This is a genomic window from Achromobacter sp. 1012554356 (genome assembly GCF_059760815.1).
Genome location: NZ_JCBANC010000027.1, coordinates 45,816 through 66,585 on the forward strand (window position 1 = coordinate 45,816; position 20,770 = coordinate 66,585).

Annotated in this window: 19 protein-coding genes and 1 pseudogene; 9 read left to right on the forward strand and 11 right to left on the reverse strand. The window is 66.8% G+C overall.

The genetic code is table 11. The features are described 5' to 3' along the window. Nucleotides 1-50: 50 nt before the first annotated feature. From AC6LJW_RS15630 to AC6LJW_RS15670, 9 genes and pseudogenes are all read right to left on the reverse strand, one after another. Nucleotides 51-413: a hypothetical protein gene (locus AC6LJW_RS15630; RefSeq protein ID WP_056571642.1), complete on the reverse strand. Its 363-nt coding sequence runs from the start codon at nucleotides 411-413 to the stop codon at nucleotides 51-53. Between the two features lie 3 nt (nucleotides 414-416). Next, a complete protein-coding gene (locus AC6LJW_RS15635) occupies nucleotides 417-833 on the reverse strand; it encodes a phage holin family protein (RefSeq protein ID WP_056571644.1) in 417 nt (138 codons plus the stop codon). A 68-nt stretch (nucleotides 834-901) separates the two neighbouring features. After that, a complete protein-coding gene (locus AC6LJW_RS15640; RefSeq protein WP_056326638.1) occupies nucleotides 902-1,219 on the reverse strand; it encodes an ElaB/YgaM/YqjD family protein in 318 nt (105 codons plus the stop codon). An 84-nt stretch (nucleotides 1,220-1,303) separates the two neighbouring features. After that, nucleotides 1,304-2,029, reverse strand: a complete 726-nt coding sequence (locus AC6LJW_RS15645; protein ID WP_498087737.1) for a hypothetical protein — start codon at nucleotides 2,027-2,029, stop codon at nucleotides 1,304-1,306. Between the two features lie 106 nt (nucleotides 2,030-2,135). Continuing rightward, nucleotides 2,136-4,856 carry a nitrate reductase gene (locus tag AC6LJW_RS15650; RefSeq protein WP_498087728.1) on the reverse strand — a complete coding sequence of 907 codons (2,721 nt, stop codon included), beginning with the start codon at nucleotides 4,854-4,856 and terminating at the stop codon, nucleotides 2,136-2,138. Nucleotides 4,857-4,868: 12 nt separating this feature from the next. Beyond that, nucleotides 4,869-6,077, reverse strand: a pseudogene (locus tag AC6LJW_RS15655) (NAD(P)/FAD-dependent oxidoreductase); the annotation flags it as partial. A gap of 10 nt (nucleotides 6,078-6,087) precedes the next feature. Then, nucleotides 6,088-6,966 (reverse strand): ABC transporter ATP-binding protein, encoded by an 879-nt coding sequence (locus tag AC6LJW_RS15660; protein ID WP_056571653.1) that lies wholly within the window; start codon nucleotides 6,964-6,966, stop codon nucleotides 6,088-6,090. A gap of 4 nt (nucleotides 6,967-6,970) precedes the next feature. After that, the gene (ntrB, locus tag AC6LJW_RS15665) at nucleotides 6,971-7,801 is read right to left on the reverse strand and encodes a nitrate ABC transporter permease (protein WP_056571656.1); all 831 of its coding nucleotides are present in this window, start codon (nucleotides 7,799-7,801) and stop codon (nucleotides 6,971-6,973) included. A 25-nt stretch (nucleotides 7,802-7,826) separates the two neighbouring features. Next, complete coding sequence (locus AC6LJW_RS15670) at nucleotides 7,827-9,125, reverse strand: CmpA/NrtA family ABC transporter substrate-binding protein (RefSeq protein ID WP_082579078.1); 1,299 nt, start codon at nucleotides 9,123-9,125, stop codon at nucleotides 7,827-7,829. 418 nt (nucleotides 9,126-9,543) lie between these two features. On the opposite strand from AC6LJW_RS15670, the gene AC6LJW_RS15675 reads away from it, so the two are divergent. Together AC6LJW_RS15675 and cysG are read left to right on the forward strand one after the other, a co-directional pair. Then, nucleotides 9,544-10,125: an ANTAR domain-containing response regulator gene (locus AC6LJW_RS15675; RefSeq protein WP_498087729.1), complete on the forward strand. Its 582-nt coding sequence runs from the start codon at nucleotides 9,544-9,546 to the stop codon at nucleotides 10,123-10,125. 115 nt (nucleotides 10,126-10,240) lie between these two features. Then, nucleotides 10,241-11,650 (forward strand): siroheme synthase CysG, encoded by a 1,410-nt coding sequence (gene cysG / locus AC6LJW_RS15680; protein WP_498087730.1) that lies wholly within the window; start codon nucleotides 10,241-10,243, stop codon nucleotides 11,648-11,650. Between the two features lie 21 nt (nucleotides 11,651-11,671). Here the strand turns inward: cysG and upp are convergent, their stop codons facing one another. Both upp and dacB read right to left on the reverse strand, forming a co-directional pair. Continuing rightward, complete coding sequence (upp, locus tag AC6LJW_RS15685) at nucleotides 11,672-12,307, reverse strand: uracil phosphoribosyltransferase (RefSeq protein ID WP_056571665.1); 636 nt, start codon at nucleotides 12,305-12,307, stop codon at nucleotides 11,672-11,674. A 123-nt stretch (nucleotides 12,308-12,430) separates the two neighbouring features. Then, a complete protein-coding gene (dacB, locus tag AC6LJW_RS15690; RefSeq protein ID WP_056571668.1) occupies nucleotides 12,431-13,879 on the reverse strand; it encodes a D-alanyl-D-alanine carboxypeptidase/D-alanyl-D-alanine endopeptidase in 1,449 nt (482 codons plus the stop codon). Nucleotides 13,880-14,107: 228 nt separating this feature from the next. Here dacB and queA point away from each other — a divergent pair, with 228 nt between their 5' ends. The 7 genes from queA (at nucleotide 14,108) to AC6LJW_RS15725 (ending at nucleotide 20,701) form a co-directional block, all read left to right on the forward strand. After that, complete coding sequence (gene queA / locus AC6LJW_RS15695) at nucleotides 14,108-15,166, forward strand: tRNA preQ1(34) S-adenosylmethionine ribosyltransferase-isomerase QueA (protein WP_498087731.1); 1,059 nt, start codon at nucleotides 14,108-14,110, stop codon at nucleotides 15,164-15,166. After that, a complete protein-coding gene (tgt, locus tag AC6LJW_RS15700; protein ID WP_056571673.1) occupies nucleotides 15,163-16,299 on the forward strand; it encodes a tRNA guanosine(34) transglycosylase Tgt in 1,137 nt (378 codons plus the stop codon). Before queA ends, tgt begins: the two co-directional genes overlap by 4 nt. A gap of 232 nt (nucleotides 16,300-16,531) precedes the next feature. Beyond that, on the forward strand, nucleotides 16,532-16,876 hold the full coding sequence (yajC, locus tag AC6LJW_RS15705) for a preprotein translocase subunit YajC (RefSeq protein WP_054451553.1): 345 nt from the start codon (nucleotides 16,532-16,534) through the stop codon (nucleotides 16,874-16,876). Nucleotides 16,877-16,987: 111 nt separating this feature from the next. Continuing rightward, nucleotides 16,988-18,868 (forward strand): protein translocase subunit SecD, encoded by a 1,881-nt coding sequence (gene secD, locus AC6LJW_RS15710; protein WP_056571676.1) that lies wholly within the window; start codon nucleotides 16,988-16,990, stop codon nucleotides 18,866-18,868. A 54-nt stretch (nucleotides 18,869-18,922) separates the two neighbouring features. Beyond that, the gene (gene secF / locus AC6LJW_RS15715) at nucleotides 18,923-19,858 is read left to right on the forward strand and encodes a protein translocase subunit SecF (RefSeq protein WP_056571679.1); all 936 of its coding nucleotides are present in this window, start codon (nucleotides 18,923-18,925) and stop codon (nucleotides 19,856-19,858) included. A 160-nt stretch (nucleotides 19,859-20,018) separates the two neighbouring features. Continuing rightward, the gene (locus tag AC6LJW_RS15720; protein WP_498087732.1) at nucleotides 20,019-20,387 is read left to right on the forward strand and encodes a type II toxin-antitoxin system RelE/ParE family toxin; all 369 of its coding nucleotides are present in this window, start codon (nucleotides 20,019-20,021) and stop codon (nucleotides 20,385-20,387) included. Then, a complete protein-coding gene (locus AC6LJW_RS15725) occupies nucleotides 20,384-20,701 on the forward strand; it encodes a helix-turn-helix domain-containing protein (protein WP_056571685.1) in 318 nt (105 codons plus the stop codon). Before AC6LJW_RS15720 ends, AC6LJW_RS15725 begins: the two co-directional genes overlap by 4 nt. Nucleotides 20,702-20,770: the final 69 nt, after the last annotated feature.

Genomic DNA, 20,770 nt, shown 5'->3' on the forward strand with positions numbered 1-20,770 from the left:
TGCCCAAATAACAAAGCCCCGGAAACGGGGCTTTGTTAATACGGTTGGCGTCAGTCGCGTTCCCGGTCGTCGTCCTGGCGCATGCCGCGCCAGACCTTCAGGAGCTGCCAGCCCACGAAGGCGCCGCCGGCGAGCTTCAGAAGCTTGCCGCGCTTGCCGCCGCGCATGAACATGGCGGACAGCGACGAACTGATGATGGGATAGCGCCGCGCCAGCGTGATGGCCTGCAAGGCCCAGCGGGACGCGCCGCCCGACGCAAGACCCGGCAGCATGCCGCGGATGAGCGCGCTGGGTTCAAGCCTGCGCCCGGCCGACACGATGTTCTGCGCCAGCGATTCGCGCTCGATCGCGGCGCGGGCGCGCAGCAGTTCGATGCGCACGGCGCGGTCGACGGTGGGAGATCGTTTGTGCATGGCTCAGAACCCCTCGCGTCGGCGGACCGCGGTGTCGTCATCGGCTTGCGCATCGCGCACGCGATCCAGCAATTCCGCATCGCGGCCCAGCTCTTCGAGCGTGGCCGAGAACGGCGCCGGTCCGTACACCAGCCCATGGCGCACCACGAGCAGCAGCACCACGCCGGCAACACCATAGAAAGCCGCCAGCAGCCCGAGGGCCAGGTAGCGGTCTTCCGTGGGCCAGAACGCCACGGCGATGGTGATGGTGGCCACCAGCACCGCCAGCGTCAAAAATAGCAGGGCCGCAAATGCCAGACCCAGCAGCTTGAGCAGGCGCGCCTTTTCGTCCGCGGCTTCCAGAGCCAGCAGCTCCAACCGCGTGCGCATCAGCCCGACCAGGCTGGAGGCAACACCGAAAACAGTTTTTCGTAGACCCATGGCTGAAAGAACGCCGGGCGGCAGGCAGCGGCATCAAGCCGCGCCTGCCGCCCGGACGCCCTGCCCTGTCAGCGGCGGCTGATCAGCAAGCCGAGCAGCAGGCCGGTCACGCCTGCCACCCCGATGGCTTGCCAGGGATTGTCGTGCACATAGTCATCCGTCGCACGGGCGGCCTTGCGGCCACGTTCGAGGACGGCGTCCTGCGCTTCGTACAGGGCCTCGCGCGTGCGCCGCAGCGACGTCAGGGCGCGGTCGCGCAGTTCGTTGGCCTTGTCGCCGGTGCTGCTGGCGGCTTCGCGCAGCAGGCTTTCGGCGTCGTTCAGGCTGGTCTTGACACTGTCGATGAGTTTTTCTTTTGCGACGTCTTCGGATTTTCTCGTTGCCATTTTTTGAGCTCCTGTTGTGTGTCCATGACGAAAACGATGATACCAGCCGCCATGCGGGCGCAATCGCCCGCTTGCTACCGGGTGCTACTTGATCTGCGTAATCTCAACGGCGGATTTCACGCCGCCTTGGTCGATGTCCTGCTTCATCACCAGATTCACGGCGGGGCAATACCAATCGGTAACCGTCGTGTTCATGCCGGGGATGGGAATGGTCAGGCCCTGGAACGTGGCCATCGTGGGGTCTGAATTGCGCGTGTAGGTGATCGGGTGGCAGGACTGCTTGCCCAGCGCGGTATCCAGCGCGGTTTTCTGGCCGACCGTCTTCTCGCCGATGCGTACTGTAGTGCTGGGCTGGCCGCCCACTGGCGCTTCCTTGCCGATCTTCAGGCGGAACGACGAGCCGGGCAGTTTCTGGCCCGTAGCCAGCTTGCCGTCGTAGGCAAAGAGGCCCAGCATGCGCAGGTCGAACTGGCCCTCGGAAGGCTTGGGCGCTTCGCCGGCGCTGGCGTAACGCAGGAACGTGGCTTGGCCGCCTTTGACGGTCATCAGGTAATCGAGCTTGGACTTGCCGGGCGGCAGACCCGCATAGCTGAATCGGGCAACGCCCTGCACGCGCGCGCGGCAGTTGTCGCCATTGCTTTTTGTAACTTCGGCGAAGGTCAGATCCGCGCCCAGCGCCAGATTGCCCGTGCCGGTCAGCTGGACGGCGCCGCCGTCGTGCATGAACTGCGCATCGCACACGCCGGCCTGCGCCGAGGCGGCCACGCCCAACGCGCCGGCCGCAAAAACCAGGGATGCCATTTTTCGCATCGTCGTCACAAGCCACTCCAGAAATCCGAAAGCGCCGTCCCGCCTCGGGGACAGCTGGCTTGATACTACACCGGTTGCCGTGCCCGGCGTATGTCCGAACGTGTCGTCACGCCAGCGCCGGCGCCGCTGGGGCGCGCGCCATCAGCGCCTGGATCTCCGGCACACATGAGCCGCAACCGGTGCCGCAGCCCAGCGTGTCCTTCAGCGCCGCCAGATCGCAACCGCCTTCGACGCCCTTCAGGATGGCCGCTTCGCTGACGCCATTGCAGACGCACACCGTACGCGAACGCACCGCGCCCGCGACGCGTCCCATCAGCAGCGCCGCGATGCTGGCGGGCGCCTCGCCCCCCGCGGCCCACGCAAGCAGCGGCTCCTGCGCGCGTAGATCGCCCGTCAGCAAAAAGGCGCGCAGCTCGCCTTGCCCGGGGCTGACCCGGCGCAAATGCCCGCGCGCCGGATCGTCGTACGCCACGTCGGGACGCCGCAGGTCCAGGGCGTCGGCCAATTCGTGCAGCACGGCGGCCTGCGGCGCGTCGCGGCTGGCAAGCCGCAACCGGACGCCGCCCGCACCAACCGGCAGCACGACGGCATAGTCGAAACGGCGCAGCCATGGCGCCAGCCGGTTCCGCAGCGCAGCGGCATCGCCCCGCCGCCATGCCGCTGCCTGCCATGCCAGGCCCGCCGGCTCGGCGCGCACGGCGCTGAACTTGAGCTCGGGCTGGCGCGATATCGGATCGGCGGCCGGATTGGTCAGCGCGTTCACGCCCAACCCGGCCATGAAGGCGCTGCCCCAGTGCATCGGCACGAAGGCCTGGCCGGGACGCAGCGACTCGTCGGCCTGCGCCGGCAGCACCAGCGCGCCGCGCCGCGACTGCAGCCTCGCCAGCGCGCCGGGCACCAGGTCCAGGCGGCGCATGTCGTCCGGATGCAGCGACACCCACGGCTCCTCGACATGCTGCGTCAACGCCCGAGCCAGCGAAGTGCGCGCCATCGTGTGCCAGTGATCGCGCAACCGGCCAGTCGTGAGTTGCAGCGGAAAGTCGTCGGAGACGGTTTCGGCGGTCGGCCGCCATGCGACGTCGCAGAAGCGGGCGCGGCCGCTGGCGGTGGGAAACACGCCGTCGGCATATAGGCGCGCGATGCCCTGCCCCGCCCGATACGGCCACTGCTGCGGTCCGTGCTGCGCCAGCACGGCGTAATCCAGCGCGCTGTAGTCCAGGTCGCGGCCGGCGGTCATGCGGGCGTGCTCGGCAAAAACCTCGCTTTCGTCGCCATAGGCAAACAGCGCCGCCTTGGCCGGTGCGATACGCGCCGCCAGCCGCTGGGCGACCGCCTGCGCCAGCCGCCAGTCGGGCTGCGCATCACCGGGCGGCGCGATGGCGGCGTGGACCCGGCTGATGCGCCGCTCCGAATTGGTCACTGTGCCGGACTTCTCGGGCCAGGTCGCCGCCGGCAGCACCAGGTCGGCATGGGCCAGCGTCTCGGTGCCGGCAAAGGCTTCCTGCACGATGACGAACTCGGCGCGGGCCAGCGCGGCCCGCACGCGCGCCTGATCCGGCAGCGACTGCGCCGGATTGGTCGCCGCGATCCACAGCACCTTGATGCGCCCGTCGAGCACCGCGTCGAACATGTCGAGCGCCGGCGCGCCCGGCGCGTCGGGCAGGCTCTCCACCCCCCACAGCCGCGCGACCTCGGCGCGGTCCGTGGCTGACGCGGGATCGCGATGGCCCGGCAGCAGGGTCGCCATGCCACCCGCTTCGCGCCCGCCCATGGCATTGGGCTGGCCGGTCAGCGAAAACGGCCCGGCGCCGGGGCGCCCGATCTGGCCGGTGGCCAGATGCAGGTGAATCAGCGCCGCATTCTTGTCGGTGCCCGCCACCGACTGGTTCAAGCCCATCGTGTACAGCGACAGCGCCGCCTGCGCCTGGCCGAACCAGCGCGCCGCCTGAACGATGTCCCGAGCGGGCACGCCGCAGAGGCGCTGCGCCGCCTCGGGCGTACACGTCTGCACGCGCGCGCGCAGCGTCTCGAAGCCCTCGGTATGGCGCGCGATGTAGGCCTCGTCGACCAAGCCATCGCGCAGCATCACATGCAGCATGGCGTTGAACAGCGCCACGTCCGACCCCGGCGTGATCGGCAGGTGCAAGTCGGCAAACGCGGCAGTGTCGGTGCGCCGCGGATCGGCCACGATCACCTTCATGTGCGGCCGGCTGGCCCGCGCAGCTTCCAGCCGGCGAAACAGCACGGGGTGCGCATAGGCCATGTTGGAGCCGGCAATCAGCACGGTGTCGGCCAATTCCAGGTCGTCGTAGCAGGCGGGCGGCGCATCCGCGCCCAGCGTGCGCTTGTAGCCCGAGACGGCGCTCGACATGCACAGGCGGGAATTGGTGTCGATGTTGTTGGTGCCCGCCAGCGCACGCGCCAGCTTGTTGAAGACGGCGTAGTCTTCGGTCAGCAACTGGCCCGACAGATAGAAGCCCACTGTATCCGGGCCGTGCCGCGTGATCGCGTCGGCCAGCCGCTCCGCGGCGATATCCAGCGCGTGCGGCAGCGCGATATCCCGCAAAGGTTGCCCGCGCGTTTCGCGCCATTGCGCCGACAGCACGCGCGCGCCGTCGCGCCGCACCGTGTCGGCAAGCGCCAGCCCCTTGCTGCACAGGCGCCCTTGATTGGCTGGATGCGCGTCGTCGCCGCGCACGCCGGCAACCGCGCCGCCGCGCACCTGCACGCGCACGCCGCAGCCCGTGCCGCAATAACAGCAGACCGACGCGACCTCCCGCGCCACGTCGGTAATGATTTCAATCCGGCGCGCCATCGGCATGTCCATTTCCTACTCCCCCGCCGCTTCGCCCAGCATGAGCCGATCGCGCAGCGCGCCGATGCCCGCGCCTTCGCGGATCAGCCGCATGTACCACGCGCTATCTGCCGTGTCGCCGTACAGGCACGCGCCCACCAGGCGGTCGCCCTGGATCACCAATTTTTTGTAGATGCCGCCCGGCATGTCGGCCAACGTGATGGTTTCGGTCTGCGCGCTGCCCGCGAAGTCGCCCGCGGAGAAGAGGTCGATGCCTGTCACCTTGAGCTTGGTCGACGTGACGCTGCCCTCGTAGCGGCCGATCCCATGCAGGGCAAGATGGTTGGCTGCAACCTTGGCCTGCTCGAACAGCGGCGCGACCAGGCCATAGGCCGTGCCGCGGTGGCTGACGCATTCCCCCACCGCATAGATGCGCGGGTCGAACGTCTGCAACGTGTCGCTCACCACCACACCTCGGTCCACGTGCAATCCGCAGCGTTGCGCCAGCTCGGTGTTCGGCCGCACGCCGGCTGCCATCACAACGAGGTCCGCGGGGATTTCCGTCCCGTCCGCAAAGCGCACCGCGCGCACACGCCCGTCCGCGCCCCCCAGGATCGACTCGGTCTGACGCTGGAGCAAGAACGTCAATCCCCGTGCTTCCAGACTTTCGCGCAGCAGTGCGGCGGCCTCGCCGTCCAGTTGGCGGTCCAGCAGCGCCGCGCCCAGGTGCACCACCGACACGGTCATGCCGCGCGCCGCCAGGCCGTTGGCGGCCTCCAGGCCCAGCAATCCGCCGCCGATCACCACCGCGTGCCGGTAGCGCGAGGCGGCATCGATCATCCGGTTGACGTCGCCGATGTCGCGAAACGCCACCACGCCTTCCAGGTCGTGGCCCGGCACCGGCAGGATGAACGGGTTTGACCCGGTTGCAAGCAGCAGCCTGTCGTACGGCGTGCGCGTGCCGTCGGCGGCCACCACCATGCGCCGCGCGCGGTCGATGTCCGTCACCTTGCGGCCGCGCAGCAGCCGGATGCCATGGCGCGCATACCAGTCCTCGTCGTTCAGCACGATGTCCTGCAGCGTGCGCTCGCCGGTCAGCACCGGCGACAGGAGGATGCGGTTGTAGTTGGTGTGTGGCTCGGCCCCGAACACCGTGATGTCGTAGAGATCCGGCGCGAGCTTGAGCAGCTCTTCCACGGTGCGAATGCCGGCCATCCCGTTGCCGACCACGACGAGCTTCTGCCTGGCTTGCATGACGACACTCCTACGCGGCGGCACGTGCCGTCGTCGCTGCCTGCTCCAGCGGCGCAGGCACGACCGACAGCGCCGCATTTGCCTGCGCCGCGGCCTGCGAGCGCTCGGGATTGCCGTGGCGGCGATGCAGAAAGTCCACCACGCCCGCGCGGCACGCCAGATACGTCGGATCATTGGCCAGCCGCACGCGGTCGCGCGGACGCGGCAGCGGCACGGGCAGGATCTCTCCGATGGTCGCGGCCGGTCCGTTGGTCAGCATCACGATGCGGTCCGACAGCAATACGGCTTCGTCCACATCGTGGGTGACCATGATGGTGGTCGTGCGCGTCTTGGCCACGATCTTGAGCAGCTCGTCCTGCAGGTGCGCGCGGGTCAGCGCATCCAGCGCGCCGAACGGCTCGTCCATCAGCAGTACGCCCGGCTCGATCGCCAGCGCGCGCGCGATGCCCACGCGTTGCTTCATGCCCCCGGAGATCTCGCGAGGCAGCTTGTTCTGCGCGGGCAGCAAGCCCACCAGATCCAGCGCGGCGCGCGTGCGCTCGACCAGCTGGGCGCGCTTTTCCGTGGCGCCGAACACCCGCTCGACCGCCAGGTGCACGTTCTGAAAACACGTCAGCCACGGCAGCAGCGAGTGGTTCTGAAACACCACCGCGCGGTCGGGACCCGGGCCGGTGATCTCGCGTTCGGCGCACAGCAGCACGCCGCTCGTCGGCCGGGTCAGCCCGGCGATCAGGTTGAGCAAGGTGGACTTGCCGCAGCCCGAATGGCCGATCAGCGTGATGAACTCGCCCTGCTCGACCGTCAGGTCGATGTCGCGCAGCGCCACGAAGGCGCCCTTGCGGGTGTCAAAGGTCTGTCCCACGCGTTCGATGCGTACGAATTTCTTCATGGCGCTATTCCTCGGTATAGGTGAAACGGCGGGCCAGCGCGACCAGCAGGGTTTCCAGCAGCAGCCCCACGATGCCGATCACGAAAATGGCGATGACGATGTGCTCGACCTTCAGGTTGTTCCATTCGTCCCACAGCCAGAAGCCGATGCCCGTGCCGCCCGTTAGCATCTCAGCGGCCACGATCACCAGCCAAGCCGTGCCGATCGACAGCCGCACGCCGGTCAGCATGTAGGGCAGCACCGCGGGCAGCAGCACCTTGGTCGTGACCTTCCATTCCGACAGGTTCAACACGCGCGCCACGTTCAGGTAGTCCTGCGGCACGCGCGACACGCCCACGGCGGTGTTGATGATCATCGGCCAGATCGAACAGATGAAGATGGCCCAGATCGCAGCGGGATTGGCCGCCTTGAACAGCAGCAACCCCAGCGGCAGCCACGCCAGCGGCGACACCGGCCGCAATAGGCTGACGATCGGCGAGAACATGGCTCGCACGGCGGCATAGCGGCCAATTGCAAAGCCCACGGGGATGCCGACCAGCGCCGCCAGACCGAATCCCACTGCCACGCGTTCCAGCGAGGCCAGCAGGTTCCAGCCGATGCCCTTGTCGTTCGGGCCGTTGTCGTAGAACGGGTCCGAGAACAGATCGACGGCAGCATGCCAGGTGACGCCGGGCGTCGGGATCTCCGGTATGCGCATCGCCACCACCTGCCAGACCAACACGAAGAGCGCAAAGCCGGCGACCGGCCCCACGACCGCCTTCAACGCGGCTTCCAGGCGTTCCCGCCACAAGGCGGCGAATGCGTCGCCGCGGCCTGTCATCGTTACGGTAGACATTGCGAGTCCCCTTTCGTGGCGGCCGTCAGGCCTTGACCTTGAAACCGTCGGCATACGCCGCGGGATTGCTGCCGTCCCAGACCACATCGTCGATCAGCTTGGACGTGCGCGTTTCGCTGGCGGGCAGCGCGACACCCGCGGCCTGCGCGGCCTGCTTGTAGACGTCGACGCGATTGATCTGCGTGGCGATACCCAGGTAGTCCGGGTGCTCCTTCAGCAAGCCCCAGCGCTTGTGCTGCGTCAGGAACCACATGCCGTCGCTCAGGTACGGAAAATTTGCCGCGCCGTCCGCGTAGAAGCGCATGGCGTGCGCGTCCGACCACTTCTTGCCCAAGCCATCCTCGTACTGCCCCAACATGCGGTCCACGATGACGCCCGCGTCGGTGTTGACGTAGGACTTGGCGGCGATGGTCTCGGCCGTCTTGCGGCGGTTCTCGGGCGAGGCGTCGATCCACTTGCCGGCTTCCAGGATCGCGGCGGTGACCGCGCGCGCGGTATTGGGATTGCGGTTCACGAAGTCTGCGCTGGCGCCCAGGACCTTTTCGGGGTGATCGGTCCAGATGCCTTGCGACGTCACGGTGGTGAAGCCGATCTTGTCCATGATGGCGCGCGCGCCCCAGGGCTCGCCCACGCAATAGCCATCCATGTTGCCCACGCGCATGTTCGCCACCATCTGCGGCGGCGGCACGGTGATCACCTTGGCGTCCTTCATGGGATTGATGCCATGCGCGGCCAGCCAGTAATACAGCCACATCGCGTGAGTCCCGGTGGGAAAGGTCTGCGCGAAGGTGTACTCACGTTTGTCCGCGGCCATCAGTTTCGCAAGCGACTCGCCGTCGCGCGCCCCGGCTTCCAGCAGCTTGTTCGAAAGCGTGATGGCTTGGCCGTTCTGGTTCAGGCTCATCAGCACCGCCATGTCCTTCTTCGGTCCGCCGATGCCCATGTGCACGCCGTAGACCAGGCCATACAGCACGTGCGCCATGTCCAGCTCGCCGTTCATGAGCTTGTCGCGCACGGCGGCCCACGACGCTTCCTTCGAGGGCGTGATCTTGACCCCGTACTTCTTGTCGATGCCCAGCACCGACGCCATCACCACCGACGCGCAGTCGGTCAGCGGGATGAAGCCGATCTTGACCTCGGTCTTTTCCGGCGCATCGGTCCCGGCCGCCCAGGCGCCGGCGCGCACCAGCGGGTCGACCAGCGAAAGCAGGCCGGCGCCGGCCACCGCGCGCGCCGTTCCGCCAAGCCATTTGCGGCGGCTGGCGTTGGCGGTCACGTCGGCGGGCGCGGCGACGGTCGAGGGACTGCGGGTCATGGGCGTCATCGTTGGTTCCTTGCGAGGTGACGGAAAAAATGGCGGCAAAAAAAAACGTCCCGCGCGCCATGGATATCCATCCGATGGCGCAGCGGAACGTCGTTGTCCCTGGCCGCGTGTCGCGGCGCGTTGCGTCGGGCGACCGCCGTTGGCCGCCCCGTTTTCACTGAAGCAATCGCTGTGCCAGTTTTGCCCCGGACGATGCAAATTGCCCGGCGGGCCGCGCTGGCGCTGGCGCTGCGCGGTTTCCGCGCGGCCCGCGCCGCGCCGCCGCGAAACAGGGGCGGAGCCATGTTGGTGCGCAAGCTGATGCCGCAACGCACCATCGCTGTGCGGCGCGCGCCCCGCCGCCGTGCGCGCCGGTCACGCGCCACGCGCGAAACAGATGGCATGGAACTTGCATCAGCAAACAGACAGGGGGTGTTTCATGCTGAAGGTCATGCTGCTCAACGATGGCGAAGGACGCGCGGCGTCGCTGCGGCAAACGCTTGCCGCGGCGGGCGTGCACGTCGTGGCCGAAGTGGCCCCGGGTACGGATCTGGCCGCCAGCATCGCCCAGTCCGCCGCCGACGTCGTGCTGATCGACAGCGACGCCCCCGGCCGCGATACGCTGGAAAACATCTGTGTCGCCAGTTCGCACAGCGACCGCCCGGTCGTGATGTTCACCGACAACGGCAACCGCGAGACCATCCGCACCGCCCTGCGCGCCGGCGTGGCTGCCTACGTGGTCGGCGACGTGCCGGCCGCCCGCATCGAACCGCTGCTGACCGTGGCGATCGAGCGTTTCGCCGTGGAAAAGACCCGCCGCGAGGAACTGCGCGAGGCCCAGCTCCGCCTGGCTGACCGGCAGTGGGTGGAGAAGGCCAAGGGTATCCTGATGAAAACGCGCGCCGTTTCCGAGGAAGACGCGCATCGGCTGCTGCGCGAACGCGCCATGCACAGCCAGAAGCGGCTGGGCGACGTCGCCCGCGAAGTCGTCGAAATGAGCCAATGGCTGGGCAGCGCCTGACGCCCGGCCAAATAAGTTATGGCTATATGAATTAAAGAAATCAAAAGTTGTGGGGATGAAAGCCCGTCCCTATCATCGACCCACATTGAGCCGGGTACGCCCGAGGCTGGCATTCATGAAGCTTTTCCCGATTTTTGCCGATCTGACAGACCGGCTGGTACTCGTTGTTGGCGGCGGCGCGGTCGCCGAACGCAAGACGCTCGCCCTGCTGGAGGCCTGTGCCGATGTGGTCGTCGGCGCACCTGAACTGACGCCTGCGCTGGCAGCGCTTGCGGCCGAGGGCCGTATTCGCCATCTGCCGGGGCCGTTCGACGCGGCTTGGCTGCACGACGTGTGGCTGGTCGTGGCCGCCACCGACGATCGCGCGGTCAACGCCGCGGTCTCCCAGGCCGCTGCGGCGCGCCGCATTTTCACCAACGTGGTGGACGACCCCGAGCTGTCGTCCTTCCAGGTGCCGTCCATCGTCGACCGGTCGCCGGTCATCGTCGCCATTTCGTCGTCGGGCGTGGCCCCCGTGCTGGCCCGCCGCATCCGCGAACGTATCGAATCGCTGTTCGATCACACGCTGGGCCAGCTTGCCGGCCTGGCCGCCACCTACCGCAAGCGCATCCGCGCCAGCCACCCCGATCTGGGCGCGCGCCGCCGCTTCTACGATTGGTTGCTGGACGGCCCGGTGGCGGGCTTCCTGCGCCAGCAGCAGCCGGCGCAGGCCGAGACCGCGCTGGCCGATGCGCTGACCTCGCCGCTTGCGCCCGCCGAGGGCAGCGTAGTGCTGGTCGGCGCAGGCCCCGGCGACCCCGGCCTTTTGACGCTCAAGGCCCTGCGCGCCCTGAACGAGGCCGACGTCATCCTCTACGACCGCCTGGTCAGCGACGAGGTCATGTCGCTCGCCCGGCGCGACGCCGAACGCGTGCCGGTGGGCAAGCTGCCTGGCGAAAACCATCACGCGACGCAGGCGCGCATCCATGCGCTGCTGGTCGAACACGCGCACGCCGGCCGCCGCGTGGTGCGGCTAAAGGGTGGCGACGCGTTCATTTTTGGCCGTGGCGGCGAGGAACTGGAATTTCTGCGCGCGCACGGCGTGCGGTATGAAGTCGTGCCGGGCATCACGGCGGCGCTGGCCTGTGCGGCCTATGCCGGCATTCCGCTGACGCACCGCGAGCACGCCCAATCCGTGCGCCTCATCACCGCGCATTGCCGTGAAGACGAAGACAATCTGGATTGGCCCGCGCTGGCCCGCGAAAAGCAGACGTTGGCGTTCTACATGGGCGTGGGCCAGCTTGAGTTGCTGACGCAGCGCCTGCTGCGCCATGGCCGTTCACCCGAGACGCCGTTTGCACTCATCGAAAACGGCAGCCGGCCCGAACAGCGCGTGGTGTCGGGTCCGCTGGCGCAACTGCCGGAACTGGCGCGGGAACATGCCGTCCGGTCCCCCGCCCTGCTGATCGTGGGCGAGGTCGCCGGCCTGGCGCCGCAGTTGCATTGGTTCGGCCAGCATCTGGGCCGGCCGGCGGTTACGGCCTGAAAACCGGCCGAAACGCGTTTCTTAGCCCTTTTGCTGCGTGCCGAAGATGCGGTCGCCGGCGTCGCCCAGGCCCGGCATGATGTAGCCGTGCTCGTTCAGACCGTTGTCGATGGACGCGGTGTAGATGTGCACGTCCGGGTGCTTGGCCAGCACGGCGTCGATGCCCACCGGCGCGGCCACCAGCACCAGCGCGCGGATTTCCTTGCAGCCGGCGCGCTTGAGCAGGTCGATGGCGGCGACCATCGAGCCGCCCGTCGCCAGCATGGGGTCAACGATCAGCGCCAGGCGCTGATCCAGTTCGCCGACCAGGCGTTCCAGATACGTGTGGGCCTCCAGCGTCTCTTCGTTGCGGGCCACGCCCACGACGCTGACCTTGGCGCCCGGAATCAGGCTCAGCACGCCGTCCAGCATGCCGATGCCGGCGCGCAGGATGGGCACCACGGTAACTTTCTTGCCGGCGATCTTCTCGACCTCGACCTGGCCGCACCAGCCCTCGACGGTGGCGGGCGCCAGCGGCAGGTCCTTGGACGCTTCATACGTCAGCAGCGCGCCCACTTCCTGGGACAGTTCACGGAAGCTCTTGGTACTGAGGTCGGCGCGCCGCATGATCCCGAGCTTGTGGCGGATCAGCGGATGGCGGATTTCGTGCACGGGCATGTGCGTAACTCTCCAGAGTATTTGTTGGTCAGAATTCTTTTGGCCTCGGGCGGACCGGCAACGGCGCGACGGGATTGCGCCGGCCGGTGGCGGGGCCGTACGGGAGGATCGTAATCGGTTTAGCTATTGTTCGGCGAGCCAGGAAATCAAGGCGTCGTCGAAAGCTCGGACCGCGCCAGCCTGTTCGTGGTTGACGATGCTGACAACCACATAGCGCTTGCCGCTGGCGCCTAACACGTAACCGGCGATCGAGCGCACGTCGCGCAGCGAGCCCGTCTTCAGATGCGCCATGCCGAGCGTGCCGTTGCCCTTCAGGCGGCGGCGCACCGTTCCATCCACGCCAGCGATGGCGAAGGACGAAATGTATTCCGGCATCACCGGCGAATTCCAGGCCACGGTCAGCATCGACGCCAGGCTGTCTGCCGACACGCGGGCCTCGCGCGACAGGCCGGCGCCGTTGTCGATGACCAGCTCGGGCATGTTCAGCCCCTGCTTGGCCAGGAGTTGCTTGGCAACCTCTTCGCTGCTGCTCACGGTGGCCGGACGGCGGCCGCGTTCGGCGCCCAACGTCAGCAGCAGGGTGCGCGCCATGACGTTATTGCTGCGCTTGTTGATCTGTCGGATGGCCTCGGCCAGCGTGGGCGAGTCGTGCGAGGCCAGCACCACCGCGTCCGCCGGCACCATCCCCGACCGGACCTGGCCCTTGAACGTGCCGCCCAGCTCTTTCCAGAGCATGCGGAAGACTTCGGTGGCGTACTCGGGCTGGGACAGCGCCAGGCGGTACAAACTGAACTCGCCGCAGGAACCCGCCACCTTGCCATTGACACGGATGGTGACGCCCTGCTGCGTGATGACCGGATCGGTCGTGACCACGGGCGGACCCGGGCAGCGGACGTCGCTCCATTCCACCTGACCTTCAATCTTCAAACCGGGCAGTGGCGGGTCGATCAGCGGCACCCACTTGTTGGCGACCGGGTCCGGGGTGAACAGCAGGCGCAGCGCGCCAAAGCCCACCATCAGCGCGTCCGGACTGGCGTTGTAGGCCCGGTCGGGCGCGCCATCGAACGCGCCCGGGTCGATCGCCACCTGGCCGAAGATGCTGCGGTCGATCACCAGGTCGTTGATCTGCTTGACCCCGCGCAGCCGCAGTTCGCGCAGCAGCGCCCACAAGTCCTGCATCAGGAACTGCGGATCGCCCCCGGCCCGCAGGTACAGCGGACCGGCGAGCACGCCCTTGGCGTCGGGACGCGAGCCCGGGGTCGTCATGAATTCGGTGCGCCAGACGTAATTGGGGCCCAGCTCGGACAGCGCCGCCCACGTCGTGACCAGTTTCATCACGGACGCGGGATTGCGCCCCTCCTTGGCGTTCAGCGCCACCAGCCGCGGGCCGCCGACCTCCTGCACCACCAGCGACAGCGAGCTATCGGGCAGCTTGCTGGCCTTCCAGGCCTTCACCACGTCGGGCGGCAACCCCGGAACCTGCGCAAAGGCAGCGCACGCGGTCAAGGCCAGGACGCCGCCGGCCAGCCACTGCTTCACTCCGCCCACCCGCCTGATCACTTGTCCCGTCATGCCATGCCCACCTGGTTGCTCGTCCAGCAAAACCGAGAGCATACAAAACCTGGAACCGTTACGGGCGGCGCGGGACGGGCGCGGGCGCCTTTGGCCGCGTATTTATTTACGCAAGGCACCGATCTGCCCCTATTAACTGTCCCCTTTACAATATGCGGTTGCCCCCAGCCCGCCCAACCGGCACGGCTTGCCATTTGCAGGGCCGATCCCATTGCTCCCAATACCAGCGTGACCCAGTCCTTCACCGTTTCCGACTTCGACTACGAACTGCCGCCCGAGCTCATCGCGCAGACGCCCGCCGCCGAGCGCACAGGCAGCCGCCTGCTGCACCTGGACGCCGCCAGTCGGCTGCATGACCGCCAGTTCGCCGACCTGACCTCCCTCTTGCGGCCCAACGACCTGCTGGTCTTCAACGACACGCGCGTCATCAAGGCTCGCCTGCCGGGCCACAAGATCACCGGCGGCAAGATCGAGGTGCTGGTCGAGCGCATCACCGAACCCGACCGCGTCCTGGCGCACGTGCGCGCCAGCAAGTCGCCCGGCGCAGGCATGGTGCTGCGCCTGGCCGACGCCTTCGAGGCCACGGTGCTGGGCCGCGAGGGCGAGCTCTTCGACATCCGCTTCCCCGGTCCCGTGCTCGATTTGCTGGACGCTTACGGCGCCACGCCGCTGCCGCCGTACATCACGCACGCCGCCGACGCCGGCGACGACGACCGCTACCAGACCGTCTACGCCCGCGAACCCGGCGCGGTCGCCGCCCCCACCGCCGGCCTGCATTTCGATCAGCCCACGCTCGAGCGCCTGGCTGGGCTGGGCGTGGCGCGCGCCTTCGTCACCCTGCACGTGGGCGCCGGCACCTTCCAGCCGGTGCGCGTGGACAACCTGGCCGACCACGTCATGCACGCTGAATGGTTCACCGTCCCCCAGGCCACCGTGGACGCGATCGCCGCGGCTCGTGCCCAGGGCGGACGCGTGGTCGCCGTCGGCACCACCAGCGTGCGCGCCCTGGAATCCGCCGCCGCCCAGACCGAGGGCCGCACCGCCCCCGGCGTCCCGCTGGCCCCCGCCCAAGGCGACACGCGCCTGTTCATCACCCCCGGTTACCAGTACCGTGTGGTGGACGCGCTGGTCACCAACTTCCATCTGCCCCAGTCGACCCTGCTGATGCTGGTGTCGGCGCTGGCCGGCGTCGAGCCCATCCGCCGCGCCTACGCCCACGCCGTCGCCGCACGCTACCGCTTCTTCAGCTACGGCGACGCCATGTTCATCGAAACCCCTGCCTCATGACCGGACTCAACTTCGAACTGCTCGCCACCGACGGCGGCGCCCGCCGCGGCCGCATCACGCTGAACCACGGCGTGGTCGAGACCCCCATCTTCATGCCGGTGGGCACCTACGGCAGCGTCAAGGCGATGATGCCGCACGAGCTCAAGGAAGTCGGCTCGCAGATCGTGCTGGGCAACACCTTCCACCTGTGGCTGCGCCCCGGCACCGAAATCATGGAAAAGCATGGCGGCCTGCACGGCTTCATGCAGTGGGACAAGCCCATCCTGACCGACTCCGGCGGCTTCCAGGTGTTCAGCCTGCAGGGCATGCGCAAGATCACCGAGGAAGGCGTGAAGTTCGCCTCGCCCATCGACGGCGCGCGCCTGTTCCTCACGCCCGAAGAGTCGATGCGCATCCAGCGCTCGCTCAACTCCGACATCGTCATGGTGTTCGACGAGTGCACGCCCTACGAAATCGACGGCCGCCCCGCCACCGTCGAGGAAGCCGCGCGCTCCATGCGCATGTCCCTGCGCTGGGCGCGCCGCTCGCGCGACGAATTCGATCGCCTGGGCAACCCGAATGCGCTGTTTGGCATCGTGCAGGGCGGCATGTACGAGTCGCTGCGCGACGAATCCCTGGCCGGACTGCAGGACATCGGCTTTCACGGTTACGCGATCGGCGGGCTGTCGGTGGGCGAGCCCAAGGAAGACATGATGCGCATCCTGGCGCACGTGACGCCCAAGCTGCCCGTCCAGGCCCCGCGCTACCTGATGGGCGTGGGCACCCCCGAAGACCTGGTCGAAGGCGTGAGCCGCGGCGTCGACATGTTCGACTGCGTCATGCCCACCCGCAACGCGCGCAACGGCTGGCTGTTCACGCGCTTTGGCGACGTGAAGATCCGCAATGCCAAGTACCGCGACGACACCCGTCCGCTGGACCCGAGCTGCAGCTGCCACACCTGCGGCAATTTCTCGCGCGCCTACCTGCACCACCTGCAGCGCGCCAATGAAATCACCGGCGCGCGCCTGAACACGCTGCACAACCTGCACTTCTATCTGACTATCATGAAGGAAATGCGCGAGGCCATTGCGGAAGGCCGTTTTGACGCCTGGCGCGCCCAGTTCGCCGCGGACCGCGCTCGCGGCATCGAGTAGCCGGATAAAAAAGCCCCGCCAGGGGCTTTTGCCGGCGGGTTTCGCCCCCATTTGACCGGGCAGGCCGCCGCTGCAAGCGGAAGCCGCCTTGTCGCCTGGGATGACACCCTAGTTAAAGGCGGGCGATAACCTCTATACAATAGTCGGCTTGCCCTATCCATGGCTCGCGCGGGGATGGGCGCATTAAAAACATAGCGATAAACCCAAACAGACTCAAACGCAGGAGAATTCAATGTCCGTTATCGATACCGCCAGCCTCGTCGTGGCCCAGGCCGCTGCCCCCGAAGGCAATGCGCTGATGGGCATGCTGCCCATCATCCTGATGTTCGTGATCCTCTATTTCCTGATGATCCGTCCGCAGATGAAGCGCCAGAAGGAACACCGCAACCTGATCGCGGCCCTGGCCAAGGGCGACGAAGTCGTCACCGCCGGCGGCATGCTCGGCAAGGTCACCAAGGTCAACGACAGCTACGTCACCGTCGAAGTCTCCGAACTGGCCGACAAGCCCGTCGAAGTCATCATGCAGAAGTCGTCGGTCTCGACCGTTCTGCCCAAGGGAACCATCAAGGCCCTGTAAGCGTCCCAGAAGAGCCCCGACGGGGCTCTTGTCCTTGAAGGCGCCTACCGCCGCCCGCCGCGCTCACCCGCTCGGGCGGCCCTTTCATCTCTTTAAATGAAGTAGCCGGCAATGAACCGCTATCCCCTCTGGAAGTACATTACGGTCCTGGTCGCGGTCCTCATTGGCCTGCTGTACACGCTTCCCAATTTCTACGGCGAATCCCCCGCCGTTCAGGTGTCCAGCGCCAAGGCCACGGTCAAGGTCGACACCGCCGTGCTGGCCCGCGTGGAACAGATCCTGACCGATGCCAAGATCCCCAACGAAGGCGCCTATTTCGAATTGAACGGCACGCTCGGCACCGTGCGCGCCCGCTTCCCGTCCACCGACGTGCAGCTGCAGGCCCGCGACCTGATCGAAAAATCGCTCAATACCGTTCCCGGCGACCCGCACTACACCGTGGCGCTGAACCTGCTGCCCGCCTCGCCGCCCTGGATGCGCGCGCTGGGCTGGTTCGCGCCCAAGCCCATGTACCTGGGCCTGGACCTGCGCGGCGGCGTGCACTTCCTGCTGCAGGTCGACATGCAGGGCGCCCTGACCGCCCGCTACGACTCGCTGTCCGCCGACGTGCGCTCGGTGCTGCGCGACCAGAAGATCCCCGTGACCGGCGTTGAACGCTCCGGCATGAGCATCGCCGCCACCTTCGCCACCACCGACGACCGCGACCGCGCCATCTCGACGCTGCGCTCGCGCCTGCCGGACCTGGAATTCACCGAACGCGAAGAAGGCGGCAAGCAATTGCTGCTGGCCGCCCTGAACCCGGCCGCCGTCACCCGCGTGCAGGATTCCGCGCTCAAGCAGAACATCAACACGCTGCACAACCGCATCAACGAACTGGGCGTGGCCGAACCGATCATCCAGCAGCAAGGTTCGGACCGCATCGTGGTGCAACTGCCCGGCGTGCAGGACGTGGCCAAGGCCAAGGAACTGCTGGGCCGCACCGCCACGCTGGAAATCCGCATGGTCGACGACACCCCCGCCGCGCAGGCCGCGCTGCTGGGCGGCAGCGTCCCGTTCGGTCTCGAACGTTACAACGACCGCGACGGCCGTCCCATTCTGGTCCGCCGCCAGGTCATCCTGACCGGCGAAAACCTGCAGGACGCCCAACCCGGCCGCGATTCGCAGACCCAGCAGGCCGCCGTCCACCTGACGCTGGATTCCAAGGGCGCCCGCATCTTCCGCGACGTCACCCGCGACAACATCAACAAACGCATGGCCATCCTGCTGTTCGAAAACGGCAAGGGCGAAGTGGTCACCGCACCCGTCATCCGCGGCGAAATCGCGGGCGGCCAGGTGCAGATCTCGGGCAGCATGTCTTCCGAGGAAGCCGCCGACACCGCGCTGCTGCTGCGCGCCGGCGCGCTGGCCGCACCGATGTCCATCATCGAGGAACGCACCATCGGCCCGAGCCTGGGCGCCGACAACATCTCGAAGGGCTTCTACTCGACGCTGTACGGCTTCCTGGCCATCGCCGCGTTCATCATCATTTACTACCACCTGTTCGGCGTGTTCTCCACGATCGGCCTGACACTCAACGTGCTGCTGCTGCTGGCTCTCTTGTCCATGCTGCAGGCCACGCTGACGCTGCCGGGTATCGCGGCTATCGCGCTGACGCTGGGCATGGCGATCGACTCGAACGTGCTGATCAACGAGCGCATACGGGAAGAACTGCGCGCGGGGGCCACGCCCCAGCAGGCCATCCATCACGGCTTCGAACGCGCGTGGGGCACCATTCTTGACTCGAACCTCACCACGCTGATCGTGGGCCTGGCGCTGCTGGCCTTCGGCTCGGGCCCGATCCGGGGCTTTGCGGTGGTTCACTGCCTGGGCATTCTGACCTCGATGTTCTCGTCTGTCGTGGGCGTGCGCGCGCTGGCCAACCTGTACTACGGCCGCAAGAAGAAGCTCACCTCGATCTCCATCGGCGAAGTCTGGAAGCCGAAGGCAAACTGAAAATAGGGCGGACGGCCCGGGCCGTCCGCCACAGAAAAGAACCGAAGGCGAAAAATGGAATTTTTCCGGATTCACCGCACCATCCCGTTCATGCGCCATGCCCTGGTGCTGAACATCATCAGTCTCGTCACCTTCCTGCTGGCGGTCTTCTTCATTCTCACCCGCGGCTTTCACCTGTCGATCGAGTTCACCGGCGGCACGGTCATGGAAGTCAACTACGCCCAGACGGCGCAGCTTGAAAACGTGCGCGGCGTGGTGTCCAAGCTGGGCTACACCGACTTCCAGGTCCAGAACTTCGGCACCTCGCACGACGTCATGATCCGCCTGCCCCTGCAGGAAGGCCAGACGTCCGCCACCCAAAGCGAAACCGTCATGGCCGCGCTCAAGGCCGCCGACTCCGGCGTCGAGCTGCGCCGCGTCGAGTTCGTGGGACCGCAGGTCGGGCAGGAACTGCTGCACAACGGCCTCATGGCGCTGCTGGTCGTCGTGATCGGCATCATGGTCTATCTGGGCTTCCGCTTCGAATGGAAGTTCGCGGTCGCCGGCGTTATCGCCAACCTGCACGACGTGGTCATCATCCTGGGCTTCTTCGCGTTCTTCCAGTGGGAGTTCTCGCTGGCGGTGCTGGCCGGTGTGCTGGCCGTGCTGGGCTACTCCGTGAACGAATCCGTGGTCATCATGGACCGGATTCGCGAAAACTTCCGCAAGTACCGCAAGGCGGACGTGCACGAAGTCATCAACAGCGCCATCACCCAGACCATCTCGCGGACCATCATCACCCACGGTTCGACCCAGATGATGGTGCTGGCCATGCTGTTCTTCGGCGGTCCCACCCTGCACTACTTCGCCATGGCCCTGACCATCGGCATCTGGTTCGGCATCTACTCGTCGGTGTTCGTCGCCGCCGCGCTGGCCATGTGGATGGGCGTCAAGCGCGAAGACCTGATCAAGCCGGTCAAGAAGGAAGGCGAAGAAGGCGAAGTCGCCTGATTGCCCTCGTGCTGACATGCAAAACCCGTCGCTTGCGACGGGTTTTGCTTTTGGGGCGCGGCAATTTGCGGTCCGCACGAATAGCCTGCCTCGTGTCCCCGGTTAGTTTGTCCGATTCCCCGCCAAGGCGGTTGATATATATATCCGAACAGGTATATTCATGCGGACGGACAAACCCAAGCTGCTTTTCTGGGAGGGATCTTCCAGGAAGGATTTCAAGACGTTCCCCGTACCCGTGCAAAAGCGCATGGGGATGTCGCTGTACACCCTGCAATGCGGCCGTTGGCCTGATGCCGCAAAGGCCATGCAAGGACTAGGATCCGGCGTGTATGAACTCGTCGACGCCGAGCGAGGCAATGCTTACCGCACCGCTTATGCGATGAAGATCGACACAGCGATCCATGTCCTTCACGCATTTCAGAAAAAATCCAAATCCGGCATCAGTACACCGCAAAGCGACCTCGATCTCATTTCAAGCCGGCTGAAGCGGGCGATGGCCCGCCAAAACTTGGCCCGGAGCGCTCCATGACACGCCCCCCCAATTCCGGCACGCAGAACGTGCTTTACGACCTCGGCTTTGACGACGCAGCGGAGCTCACCGCCAAAGTCCAATTGGCCATCCGATTCAACGACTTGATCGACGAACGCGGCCTGAACCAGCGTGAAGTCGCCGTCCTGACAGGGATGACGCAGCCCAAGGTATCTCAAATCCGCAGATACAAGCTCCAGAACATTTCACTGGAACGGGTAATGCAGGCGCTGGTTGCGCTGGACCAACGTGTTGAGATCCGGGTGCGCAAGGCACGTCGGCCCGAGACGGCCGGCATCTCCGTCGCTGCCTGACGTTCGCGCTTACCCGATCAATTTCTCCACGATCCACGCGTACACACGCGCGCGCATTCGTTACCATGC

Coding starts and splice junctions, on each gene's coding strand:
- dacB (WP_056571668.1), bottom strand. CDS start 13,879: ATGACGGGACAAGTGATCAGGCGGGTGGGCGGAGTGAAGCAGTGGCTG.
- AC6LJW_RS15675 (WP_498087729.1), top strand. CDS start 9,544: ATGCTGAAGGTCATGCTGCTCAACGATGGCGAAGGACGCGCGGCGTCG.
- AC6LJW_RS15640 (WP_056326638.1), bottom strand. CDS start 1,219: ATGGCAACGAGAAAATCCGAAGACGTCGCAAAAGAAAAACTCATCGAC.
- secF (WP_056571679.1), top strand. CDS start 18,923: ATGGAATTTTTCCGGATTCACCGCACCATCCCGTTCATGCGCCATGCC.
- tgt (WP_056571673.1), top strand. CDS start 15,163: ATGACCGGACTCAACTTCGAACTGCTCGCCACCGACGGCGGCGCCCGC.
- AC6LJW_RS15650 (WP_498087728.1), bottom strand. CDS start 4,856: ATGGACATGCCGATGGCGCGCCGGATTGAAATCATTACCGACGTGGCG.
- AC6LJW_RS15670 (WP_082579078.1), bottom strand. CDS start 9,125: ATGACGCCCATGACCCGCAGTCCCTCGACCGTCGCCGCGCCCGCCGAC.
- yajC (WP_054451553.1), top strand. CDS start 16,532: ATGTCCGTTATCGATACCGCCAGCCTCGTCGTGGCCCAGGCCGCTGCC.
- AC6LJW_RS15720 (WP_498087732.1), top strand. CDS start 20,019: ATGCGGACGGACAAACCCAAGCTGCTTTTCTGGGAGGGATCTTCCAGG.
- AC6LJW_RS15635 (WP_056571644.1), bottom strand. CDS start 833: ATGGGTCTACGAAAAACTGTTTTCGGTGTTGCCTCCAGCCTGGTCGGG.
- ntrB (WP_056571656.1), bottom strand. CDS start 7,801: ATGTCTACCGTAACGATGACAGGCCGCGGCGACGCATTCGCCGCCTTG.
- upp (WP_056571665.1), bottom strand. CDS start 12,307: ATGCCCGTGCACGAAATCCGCCATCCGCTGATCCGCCACAAGCTCGGG.
- secD (WP_056571676.1), top strand. CDS start 16,988: ATGAACCGCTATCCCCTCTGGAAGTACATTACGGTCCTGGTCGCGGTC.
- AC6LJW_RS15630 (WP_056571642.1), bottom strand. CDS start 413: ATGCACAAACGATCTCCCACCGTCGACCGCGCCGTGCGCATCGAACTG.
- AC6LJW_RS15645 (WP_498087737.1), bottom strand. CDS start 2,029: ATGCGAAAAATGGCATCCCTGGTTTTTGCGGCCGGCGCGTTGGGCGTG.
- AC6LJW_RS15660 (WP_056571653.1), bottom strand. CDS start 6,966: ATGAAGAAATTCGTACGCATCGAACGCGTGGGACAGACCTTTGACACC.
- AC6LJW_RS15725 (WP_056571685.1), top strand. CDS start 20,384: ATGACACGCCCCCCCAATTCCGGCACGCAGAACGTGCTTTACGACCTC.
- cysG (WP_498087730.1), top strand. CDS start 10,241: ATGAAGCTTTTCCCGATTTTTGCCGATCTGACAGACCGGCTGGTACTC.